Here is a 10,149-nt window from a genome sequence, read left to right on the forward strand (position 1 = left end):
TCGGCGGGCGCCGCCAGCAGGTCGGCGAGGACGAAGGCGGCCTCGTCGAACCGGCCCTGCCGCTCCAGCCGTTCGGCGGCGTCCCGGTAGAGCCCGGTGAGGTGCTGGTGCACGGTACGGCCGGAGATCGCGTTCGTCGCGGTCGGGCCGCCGCGGCGCGGGGTGGGGCGCAGTTGCCCGGTGAAGCGCTTGGGCAGGGCGAGGGAGAACCAGGGGCGTCCGGCCGCCGTGTCGCCGCGCTCCCGGTCGGCCAGCGGGAGCGCGTCGCGCAGGGCGTCGTCCCAGCGGTGCTGCTCGAAGGCGCGGGTGAGGTCGTGCAGGTAGCGGCTGTGACGCCGGTGGAGCAGGTGGGCGGCGGGCGTGCGCAGGGTGACCCGGGCCAGCAGGTCGCCGAGCCAGGGGCGGCGGGCCCGGCGCGGGGCAGGGGCGGCACCGGCCGGAGTGCCACCGGCAGCGGGGGCGGCCTTGGCGGCAGGACCGGTTGTGGCGCCGCCGCCGTCCCGGCCGGCGCGCCGGCCGAAGAGAGCCCCGTAGGCGAGGGCGGCGACGATCGAGGCGAACACGATGCCGCCCGGGTCGACCTCCGGGTCCTTGAACAGGCCGAGGCCGAAGAGCACCACGAACAGCAGTGGCACCGCCATCAGCAGGACGACGACGACCGCCGCGTGGTGGGGGGCGAGGGCGATCGGCCGGGTGGTCCGCCACCAGGCGGCTCCACCGCCGGCGGGCGCGACGGGCGCGACGGAACGCCCGTCGAACGGCGGCTCCGACTGCCGCTCCGACTGCCGCCGGGCCCGGCGGCCGCGGGCGGGCGGCGTCTCGGCGGTCAGCCGCCGGGCCCGCTCCGAGCTCGGCCGGATGCCGGCCGCCGCCCTCAGGTCCGGCCGGGGAAGGGCCGGCACCGAGTCCTCGACGGGCGGCGCCTCGGGCACCGGGGCCGCGCCGAGCGGACGCGGCCGGTGCAGGGCGAGGCCGGTCGGGTCGAGCCAGTCGGCGGGGTCCAGCGCGGGCAGCTCGCCGACGACCCGGGTGACCGTCGCTCCGCCCTCCGTCAGCACGAGCCGGCCGTCGGCGGTGACCGTGGCGGAGCGGGGACCAGGACCGGGCGCGCCCGTCGGCGCCCCGTGCCCGGTGCGCTCCAGCGGAAGCCCGGGTGCCCGGTCCGCCCGGGTGCGGACCGGCTCGGGCAGCAGCAGGAGCCAGCGGCCGTCGGGCAGTTCGCACAGCCGCGCGTCCGCACGCCACAGGTCGAGGACACGCCCGGCGGCCTCCGGCACACCGATCAGCGGCACGTCGAGCACGAAGCCGACGGCGAGGACGGTCCCGGCGGTACTCCCGGTAGGGGCGTTCACCTTTGTTCTCCCAGGATGCCCCCGGCTTTGGCCGGGGGAGGAATGGGTCCTTGGCTCGGAGCCGTGAAGCGGCGGAGCGAGCTTCGGAGGTTTGGACGTGAGCCGTTGTCAGTGGCTCTCGGTAGGTTGATCCCGTGCACCTTCGGTACTCCTATCGCCTTTACCCGACGGCGGGTCAGCGACAAGCGCTGGCCCGGACGTTCGGGTGCGCGCGGGTGGTGTACAACGACGCCTTGGCAGCGCGGAAGCAGGCCCGTAAGGACGGCCTGCCGTATCCCAGGAGCGCCGACCTCCAGAAACTGGTCATCACCGGGGCGAAGCGCACGGCCGAGCGGGCGTGGCTCGCGTCGGTCGGTGTCGATCCGCTGATCCAGTCCCTGCGAGATCTGGACACGGCGTACCGGAACTTCTTCGACTCCGTGTCCGGCAAGCGGGCCGGGCGGCAGGTGGGGCTGCCCCGGTTCAAGTCCAAGCGGGACAACCGGCAGTCCCTTCGGTTCACCCGTAACGGATTCCGCATCCGGGGCAACGGGAAGCTGAACCTCGCCAAGATCGGTGACGTACGGGTGAAGTGGTCGCGGGCACTGCCCGCCGACCCGTCGTCCGTGACGGTGGTCCTGGACCCGTCCGGCCGGTACCACGCCAGCTTCGTCGTGGACGTCGAACCGCAGCACCTGGCCCCCCTGGACACCGAGGTGGGGATCGACCTCGGGCTGACCACCTACGCCGTGCTGTCCGACGGCACCGTGATCGACAACCCCCGCTTCCTGCGGAAGGCCGAGAAGAAGCTCAAGGCCGCGCAGCGCGCCCTGTCCCGCAAGGCCAGGGGCAGCAAGAACCGGGCGAAGGCCCGACGCAAGGTCGCCAAGGCACACGCCAAGGTGGCCGACACCCGCATGGACTGGGCACAGAAGCAGACGACCAGGATCATCCGCGAAACCCAAGCGGTGTACCTGGAGGACCTGAACGTGCGCGGCCTCGCCCGTACGCGCCTGGCCAAGTCCGTGCACGACGCCGGATGGTCCACCTTCCGACGGCTGCTCGAAGAGAAAGCGGCCCGCTACGGCAGGCACGTCGGCATCATCGGCCGGTACGAACCCACGTCGCAGGTGTGTTCCACCTGCGGGGTCCTGGACGGACCCAAGCCGTTGAGCGTGCGCACGTGGACGTGCGGCGCGTGCGGCACCTGCCATGACCGTGACCTCAATGCTGCTCGAAACATCCTGGCCGCCGGACGGGCGGACAGGCTAAACGCCTGCGGAGGGCCGGTAAGACCTGGCGTGGCAATCCCACGCCGGGCACACCCCGTTGAAACAGGAACCCACCGGAACGCCGACCGCACCGGGCGCAAGCCCCGTGCCGCAGGCGCGGCCGGAATCCCCGTGCTTTAGCACGGGGAGGAAGTCAATCGTTGCTTCCGATCACATGGTGGATCCGGCCGGTGGTGGCGTCGCCGACCACGACCCGGCCGGGCGGGAACTCGCTCGCGATCAGCGGTTCGGTGGGGTGCACGGCCGGTGGGGCGGTACCGCCGGAGAACCGGCTGAGGGTGCGGGTGCTGTCGGGCCGGATCGCCCGCACCATCCGGCTGTCGGGGGACCAGGTGATCAGCACCGGCTCGCGCCCATCGTGGACCAGGCCGACCACCTGGGCGTTCTCCCGGAACGACAGCCGCCGATCCTCGCCGAGCCGGGTCCGGACGTACCAGCGCCTGCCGTCCTCGGACCAGGCGGCCGTGCCGCCCGCGTGCACCAGGTGCCGGGCCAGCCGCTCGCCGGGCTGCGGCGCCCGCTCCAACAGCCGTGGCTCGCGGAACCGTTCGAAGCCGTGCGGGCCCTCCGCCCGGTGGCCCACCGGGCCGTCGTCGGTGACGGCGCCGTCGGGCGCGATCCGGCGCCAGCGGCCCGCGACCGGGACGAGCAGGTCGTCCCCGGAGCACAGCAGCGGCAGCACGGGGCCGCTCGCCAGCGCCTCCGCGACCGTCCCGTCGAGGCCGAGGAAGGCCGGGTCGACGGCGAACTCCGCGGCCCCGCCGACCTGTCGCCCGCTGACGTACCGGAGCACCCGGCCCCGGTGCAGGTGCAGGGCGAACAGCCTGCGCCCGGTCCGGCCGGCGGCGATCACCTGGCCGTTCAGATGGTGCGTCTTGGTCCGGGTGACGGCGGCGTGCTTGTGCTCGGTCAGGCGCACGTCCGTGGCGAGCAGGGTTCCCTCGCGCCGGCCCCGGGTGAGCAGGAGGGTGGCGTCGGTGGTGAAGGCAGGCAGGGCCCGGCCGAGCGGGCCGACCGCGTCGGCGGGCGCCGGGACGAGGACCGGCCCGTTCCGCCGGAACTCCGCGCCGCGCAGTGCCCGGACGGCGATGTCGGCGGCGGGAAGCGGCAGTTCGGTCTCGGTGCGGTCGAGGCGGACGGTGACGTGGGTGGCGCCGGCCGGGCCCCAGCGGGCCACGTCGGTGGCGAGGACGCGAGGCGCGCCGGAGGCTCCGGCCGGATCCGCAGAGGGACCGGCCGGCAGACCCGGCAGCCCGTCGGCGAGCCGGGGCGAGGTGAGCAGCCAGACGCGGTCGGCGGCGTCCAGACCGGCGGTGGCCTCCCGTACCTGCTCCGCGGTCGGTTCGGCGGAGCGGCGGGCCGCGAGCCAGGACGGCAGCAGGTCGGCGGGTTCGCCGGAGAGCCACCGGCCGGGCGGGTCGCCGAGCACGCCCACCAGCAGTTCGCTGCCGCGGGCGGCGGCCCGGCGGTGCAGCACCAGTAGCGCGGCCAGTTGGACCAGTCGGCCGGCCCCGGCCTGGGACGGGCCGGCGTCGACCAGCGCGACGGTCCGGCCGCGCGTGACGGTGCTGCGGAACTCGGGGGCGAGGTAGAGGAGTTCGTGATCGACGAAGCGGCGCAGGAACTCGTCGGGGTGGTCCTCGGCGAGCAGCCATTCGGCGGGCAGCAGTTGCTCCGGCCGGCCGGAGCGGCCGATCCCGCCCGTCCCGTCCGGCTCCCCCACCCCGTCGGTCACCGGCTCGCGGGCACCGACCAGTTGGTCCAGGTGTCGCAGCAACGGCCCGAGGGCGAGGGCGAGTTCCGGGCTCAGCGCGGACAGCGACCCGGCCCAGGGGGCGAGGGCGGCGGGCAGTCGGGTGGCGCTCACCGTCCGGACCGCCGGGTCAGCAGCGTGAGGGCTTCCGGGTCGGTGGCGGCGGGCGGTGGTGCGGCGACCAGGGCGTGGCCGGGGACGAGCAGGCAGAGGTCGCCTGGCCGGGCGCCGAGGGCGGCCCGCCAGAGGGCGGCGGCGGGCCGGGGGCGAGCGGTGGTCGGGACGAGCAACTCCTCGTCGTGGCCGAGGAAGTGGACGCCGTCGGCCCAGGGGAGGTCGGGCTCGGCACCGAGCACGAGCAGGGTGGTCTCGTCGGCGAGCACTCCGAGCCGGGCGCCGCCGGTGAGACGGTCCCGGGTGGCGGCGGCCAGGGCCGGGACGGCGTCGCCGATCGCGAGGACGGCGGCGGCGGTCAGCGGGGGCTCGCGGCGCTCCCAGCCGAGCGCCACGGCCGGTGGCGGGGTCGGTGGCGGGGTCGGTCCGGCGGTGGTCACGAGGGTGCGACCGCCGCGACGAGCTCGGCGCGTATCCCGGCCAGGGCGGCGGGCAGGTCGGCCGGGGCGAAGCCGGCGTCGATCTCGCGCAGCGCGGCCTCCAGACGCAGCCGGGAGTCCCGGCCCTCGGGCAGGCCGCGGTGGTCGGCGAGCAGGGCGGCGCCGGTGCGGGCGAGTCGTTCGGCGCGGGCGGCCGAGCTGCGTGACAGTTCCTCGGCGGCGTGGGTGAGGCTCCGGTTGGCGGCCTTCTCGATCAGGTCGCCGAGGGTGTCGCGGGCCAGCGCCTGGGTGTCGGCGGTCGGCGCGACCAGCGGCAGCACCCACAGGTCGCGGGCGGTGGCGACGGTCCGGCCGTCCAGGACGGCGGCGGCCGCGACCAGGCGCTGCGAGCGGACGGCCCGCCGGTCGCCGACGGGCACCCCGGCGGCACGCAGCCGGCGCAGCGCGGAGGCGAGCAGCGGGGTGACGCCGTCGAGTTCGCAGCCCCGCGCGGCGGCGGCGAGCCGGTCGAGCGCGCCGAGCCGGTCGTCCGGGCCGCCCGGGCCTGTGCCTGTGCCTGTCGGGCTTCCCCCGTGGTGCGCGACCGGGGCCGGGCGGCGACCGGCTTCCAGCAGCTCCTCCAGCCGGGCGTCCGCCACCGGGTCCACGAAGACCCGGGCGAGGAACCGGTCGGCGAACGCGGCCAGCGCCGGATCCTCCGGCAGGTGGTTGGCGGCGCCGACACAGACCCGCAGCGGGCTGGCCAGGGCGGTGCCGCCGCGCCGGAACACCCGCTCGTTGAGCAGGCCCAGCAGGGTGTTGAGGACGGCGGTGGAGCCGAGGAACACTTCGTCGAGGAAGGCGATGTCCGCCTCGGGCAGCATGCCTGCGGTCTCGAACTCGACCCGGCCCTCGCGCAGGCTGCGCAGGTCGACCGGGCCGAACAGCTCGTTGGGCTCGGTGAACCGGCCCAGCAGGTACTCGAAGTACCGGCCGCCGAGCTGTCCGGCCACCCGCCGCACGGCCTCCGACTTGGCGGTGCCGGGCGGTCCGACGACGAGCAGGTGCTCCCCGGCGACCGCGCAGAGCGCCACCACCTCGGCGACCGTCTCCCGGTCGACCAGGCCGCGACCGGCGGCGGCCACGACGCCCGCGATCAGCTCGGCGTCCTGGCGGAGCACTGCGGGAGGGGCCTCGGTGGGAGTGCTGGTGTCGGTCACAAGCACGGGATTCTAGGGCCGCCGGACCGGCCACCACCAGCGGGTTTCCGCCGGATCCCACGCCGCTCCGGGCCCGCTCCCGCCCCACCCCTCGCCGCCCCGCGCCGCCCCACCCCGCTCCGGGCCCGCGGCGGCCGCGGGCCCGGACCTCCGGCAAGGTGTCAGCCCGCCAGCTTCCAGAGCTGGCCGCCGCCCATGCCCCGGTCGCAGTTCCACGCGCCCAGGGGGTTGCCGGCGCCGTCGGCGGTCAGGCAGCCGCCGTTCGGGTAGCCGTTCTGCATGTTGTAGACGGCCCGGATCCGGTACCAGCCGTTGCCGTACTCCTCGAACCGCCACTGCTGGTTGGTGCCGCCGTGCGCCTTCACCAGGTGCGTCTTCCACTCGTTGGGGATGACGTCCAGCACCATGGCGCCGCGGAAGTCCGTCTCGATCTGCCAGTTGCCGTTGCCCTGGTCCCACAGCGCCCACTTCTGGGCCTGGGTGCCGTTCGGCTGCCAGCCCTGGATCCACGTCCCGGCGCCGGTGTTGCTGTTCGCGAGATCCATCGCGAGGCCGGTGTCGGAGACCAGCGAGGTCACCTTCCCGTGCGCGGGCCGGCCGCCCTCGCCCCTGGCGCGGGCGTCGGCCGCCTCGTGCGCGGACTTCTGCGGCGTGGTCGGGAACCAGTAGGTGTACTTGTCCCTGGTGCTGCCCGCCGAGCCCGTGGAGTGGGTGTGCCCGAAGTGCCGCCAGTTCTGGTAGCCGTAGTTGCCGTCGTTGCTCCAGACCTGGCCGTCGGAGTCGAAGACGTACACGTCGTAGAGCGCCTTGTCGTCGGAGCCCTCGTACTGGACGGTGCCGAAGCAGTTCGACTTCTGCAGGATGTTCTCCTGGAAGCCCTTGCCCGACCGGAAGATGCTGATGTTGTACTCGCCGCGGGTGAGGTACTGCAGCTTCTTGGAGAGGCTTTCCAGGAACCCGGCCTGGTTCTCGCGCAGCTCGGCGCTCTTCCTGGCCTCGTCGATCAGCGACTTCACGAAGTCGGCTCCCGCGAAGACACCGCCGATCACCGCGCCCGGGTCGATGCCCCCGGCCGAGCTCCTCGGCGTGATGGGCGAGGTCCGGACGACCGGGGTGCTGACCCCGCCGACGAACTGCCGGCACTCGACGCCCATGCTGATGTCGGCGGACGCCTGGGTCGGCGCCACGAGAGCGAGACCGGCGGTCGCGGTGACGGCGGCGAGCGCCGTTCCGAGGAACTTGCGAAACATGATGTCTGTCTCTCCGTGAGTCGCTGCCCGGACGGCATCCGGCCGACCGGTTCGAGCGGAACGGGGACGACTCTGGCCCGCCCGCGTAGACACCCCGTACACGACCGGTACACCGCTCCCGCTCAGGCGTCGACGGATCGCTGACGTCCTGTGCACACGCCGCTGGTGTCCTGCTCGACGCCCGCCCCGCAACCGGGAGCGGGGCCGTCGACCAGGAGGAGAAGCCCGTGAAAGCCACCTCGACCCGCACCGCCCGTGTCCGCGCCCGGTCGGCGGGGGCGGTGCTCGCCGCGTGCGCGCTGTCGGTCGGCGGCCTCGCGCTGTCGGCCGTGCCGGCGAACGCCGCTCCGGCAGCAACCGCGGCCGCCGCTGCCTCCCGCACTGCCGCTGCCGATCAGGTGATCACGATCCAGGACCGCCAGAACCACAACGCCCTGGCCAGCGCGGACGGCGAGGGCTCCCGGATCGTCGCCCGCACCTACCGGGACAGCTCCACCCGCTTCCGGCTCGCCGACCGGTCCAACGGCCGGGTCTCCCTCACCCGCGACGTCAACGGCACCGAGCGCGTGGTCGAGATGGACCTCAACGACGGCCGGAGCACCCAGTTCATCCACTGGTGGGCGGGCGACAACCAGCAGTGGACCCTGGAGAACGCCGCCGAGGGCGGCACCTATCTGCACAACGCCCGGGACAACCGCTGTCTGACCTACCACGGCCAGGACCGCGAGGTCACCGTCGAGTCCTGCGACGGCAGCATGTCCCAGCGGTTCGACCTGGTGACCGGCACCGAGCAGCCGCCGACGACGCCCGCGCCCGAGCAGCGGTTCCTCCAGCGCCTCAACGAGCTGCGCGCCCAGTACGGCAGGGCAGCGGTGCGCTCGAACCCGACGCTCGCCCAGGCCGCCCAGTGCAACGCGGTCCAGATGGACCAGCGCCACGTCTCGGGCCACTTCTGCGACTCGGCCGCCGTCGCCAGGGGCCTCGGCTACAACGTGCGGAACTGGGGCGAGATCGCCTTCTACGGCCCCACCACCGTCGATGCCGCCTTCGACGGCTGGGTGAAGTCCCCCCAGCACCTCGGGATCATGATCGGCGACTACACCGAGGTCGGCCTCTCCCGCGTGGGCACCGCCTCCTGGAACGCCGACTTCGCCACCCGCTGACGCCCGGCCCCGGCAACGGCAACGGCTCCCGAGGGGCCGGCCGGACCTCCGCCGGGGGTGCGGCCGGCCCTTCGCCGAGGCTGCGGGCTACAGGTTCGGCCAGCCCTCGCGGTTGGAGCAGGACTCGTAGTCGTAGCGGGTGTCGTGGTCCCACTCCTCGCCCGTCGCCACCTCGTGCACGTACAGCAGGCGCTCGCGCGCGGGCGGCTGCGGGGGCAACCCGCCCGTCCCGCTCAGACGTCCCGGCGCCGGACGACCGTCACCGCGAGCAGCACGGACCCCACCGCCCACCCCGCGTAGGCGAGCCACGAGCCCGCCACCGTCGCCGGGTGCGGCGGGAGCAGCACGTTCGTCAGGTCGACCCAGGACAGCCGCCGCCAGGCCGTGAGCGGCAGGGCGTGCACGATCGCCGCCGACCAGGCGTGGTTCTCGTTGAACGAGGCCGGCAGCAGGAAGAGCACCAGGACACCGGCGACCACGGTCGCCGCCGCGTGCCGGATCAGCACCCCCAGGCCGAAGCCGACCAGCGCGCAGACCGGCGCCAGCAGCGCGGCGGCCGCGACGACGCGCAGCGCGCCCGGCTCGGTGATCGACACCCCCGCGTGACGGCGGCCCAGCAGGGCCTGCGCCGCCCAGAAGGAGACGCCGGCGGCGACCGTGCCGAGGCCGAGCATGGCCGTCGCCAGCACTCCGGCCTTGGCCAGCAGGACCGCCCGGCGGTCCGGGACGGCGGAGAAGGTGGTGCGGATCATGCCGCTGCTGTACTCGGCGACGACCACCGCGGCGCCGACCCCGACCGCGAGGAGCATCAGGAGGTCCACGGCCGCGATGGTGAACGAGACGTTCAGCGCCTGACTGACCCTCCCGGATCCGGGCGGCGGGCCGCCGGGCTCGGTGTTCAGGTAGGTGTAGCGCGCGGCGTTGAGGTTGACGGCGACGAGGACCAGCAGGCCGGTCCCCAGTACCCAGGGCATGGAGCGCAGGGACCAGAACCTGATCCACTCGGCGGCGTACAGGTCCCGGAAGCGGGGCCGGGGGTCGGGCTCGGCGGCGTCGACGGTGAGAACAGTGGTGTTCGGAACGGTGGTGGTCATCGCGATCCTCCGGCGGAGTGGTCGGCGTGGTCGGCGGTGAGGGCCATGAACGCCTCCTCCAGGGAGGCCGTACGGGCGGTCAGTTCGAGCAGCGGGACGCGGTGGTCGAGGGCGAGCGCGCCGATCCGGGCCGGGTCCAGGCCGGTCACCAGGAGCGTCCCGGCGTCGTCGCCCGGCCGCACCTCGCCACCGGCCGCCCGCAGGGCGTCCGCCAGCGGCCCGGGCCCGGCGGTCCGGACGGTGACGCCCGGTCCGGTCCCGCTCTTCCCGGCGCCGCGCGCGGCGAACTCCGTGAGGCTCTCGTCCGCGATCAGTCGGCCGCGGCCGATGACGACCAGGCGGTCCGCGGTGTGCTCCATCTCGCTCATCAGATGGCTGGAGACGAACACCGTCCGCCCCTCGGCGGCCAGCTTCCGGAACAGTTCGCGCACCCAGCGCACGCCCTCCGGGTCCAGCCCGTTCAGCGGCTCGTCGAACAGCAGCACCGGCGGGTCCCCCAGCAGCGCGGCCGCG

The 10,149-nt window shown here is 74.6% G+C and carries 10 protein-coding genes; 2 read left to right on the forward strand and 8 right to left on the reverse strand.

The genetic code is table 11. The annotated features are described in order from the left end of the window. Nucleotides 1-1,352, reverse strand: a 1,352-nt coding sequence (locus BI06_RS51770; protein WP_043475797.1) for a bpX6 domain-containing protein, incomplete at its 3' end; no start/stop codon positions are given. A gap of 134 nt (nucleotides 1,353-1,486) precedes the next feature. On the opposite strand from BI06_RS51770, the gene BI06_RS37515 reads away from it, so the two are divergent. Beyond that, on the forward strand, nucleotides 1,487-2,743 hold the full coding sequence (locus tag BI06_RS37515) for an RNA-guided endonuclease TnpB family protein (protein ID WP_043475799.1): 1,257 nt from the start codon (nucleotides 1,487-1,489) through the stop codon (nucleotides 2,741-2,743). A 13-nt stretch (nucleotides 2,744-2,756) separates the two neighbouring features. Here BI06_RS37515 and BI06_RS37520 read toward each other — a convergent pair whose 3' ends face one another. The 4 genes from BI06_RS37520 to BI06_RS37535 all read right to left on the reverse strand — a co-directional run bounded on the left by BI06_RS37520 (nucleotide 2,757) and on the right by BI06_RS37535 (nucleotide 7,379). Further along, nucleotides 2,757-4,490, reverse strand: coding sequence for a hypothetical protein (locus BI06_RS37520; RefSeq protein WP_043475803.1), 1,734 nt, complete (start codon nucleotides 4,488-4,490; stop codon nucleotides 2,757-2,759). Continuing rightward, on the reverse strand, nucleotides 4,487-4,930 hold the full coding sequence (locus BI06_RS37525) for a hypothetical protein (protein WP_043475806.1): 444 nt from the start codon (nucleotides 4,928-4,930) through the stop codon (nucleotides 4,487-4,489). The genes BI06_RS37520 and BI06_RS37525 overlap by 4 nt, the downstream gene beginning before the upstream one ends. Continuing rightward, the gene (locus tag BI06_RS37530) at nucleotides 4,927-6,129 is read right to left on the reverse strand and encodes an AAA family ATPase (protein ID WP_233290448.1); all 1,203 of its coding nucleotides are present in this window, start codon (nucleotides 6,127-6,129) and stop codon (nucleotides 4,927-4,929) included. Before BI06_RS37530 ends, BI06_RS37525 begins: the two co-directional genes overlap by 4 nt. 161 nt (nucleotides 6,130-6,290) lie before the next feature. Beyond that, a complete protein-coding gene (locus BI06_RS37535; RefSeq protein WP_043475812.1) occupies nucleotides 6,291-7,379 on the reverse strand; it encodes an RICIN domain-containing protein in 1,089 nt (362 codons plus the stop codon). A gap of 227 nt (nucleotides 7,380-7,606) precedes the next feature. Here BI06_RS37535 and BI06_RS37540 point away from each other — a divergent pair, with 227 nt between their 5' ends. Next, nucleotides 7,607-8,542: a CAP domain-containing protein gene (locus BI06_RS37540; protein WP_043475814.1), complete on the forward strand. Its 936-nt coding sequence runs from the start codon at nucleotides 7,607-7,609 to the stop codon at nucleotides 8,540-8,542. Nucleotides 8,543-8,629: 87 nt separating this feature from the next. Here BI06_RS37540 and BI06_RS54890 read toward each other — a convergent pair whose 3' ends face one another. The 3 genes from BI06_RS54890 to BI06_RS37550 form a co-directional block, all read right to left on the reverse strand. Next, complete coding sequence (locus BI06_RS54890; RefSeq protein WP_255360315.1) at nucleotides 8,630-8,761, reverse strand: hypothetical protein; 132 nt, start codon at nucleotides 8,759-8,761, stop codon at nucleotides 8,630-8,632. A 14-nt stretch (nucleotides 8,762-8,775) separates the two neighbouring features. Next, complete coding sequence (locus tag BI06_RS51775; protein ID WP_043475815.1) at nucleotides 8,776-9,636, reverse strand: ABC transporter permease; 861 nt, start codon at nucleotides 9,634-9,636, stop codon at nucleotides 8,776-8,778. Further along, nucleotides 9,633-10,149, reverse strand: a 517-nt coding sequence (locus BI06_RS37550; protein WP_043475816.1) for an AAA family ATPase, incomplete at its 5' end; no start/stop codon positions are given. The genes BI06_RS51775 and BI06_RS37550, both read right to left, overlap by 4 nt.

Origin of the sequence: Kitasatospora sp. MBT66 (genome assembly GCF_000710405.2) — a bacterium.
Classification (GTDB): Bacteria; Actinomycetota; Actinomycetes; order Streptomycetales; family Streptomycetaceae; genus Kitasatospora; species Kitasatospora purpeofusca.

Excerpts from the sequence above, each read along its gene's own strand:
- BI06_RS37535 (WP_043475812.1), bottom strand. The coding sequence starts at position 7,379 with ATGTTTCGCAAGTTCCTCGGAACGGCGCTCGCCGCCGTCACCGCGACC.
- BI06_RS51775 (WP_043475815.1), bottom strand. The coding sequence starts at position 9,636 with ATGACCACCACCGTTCCGAACACCACTGTTCTCACCGTCGACGCCGCC.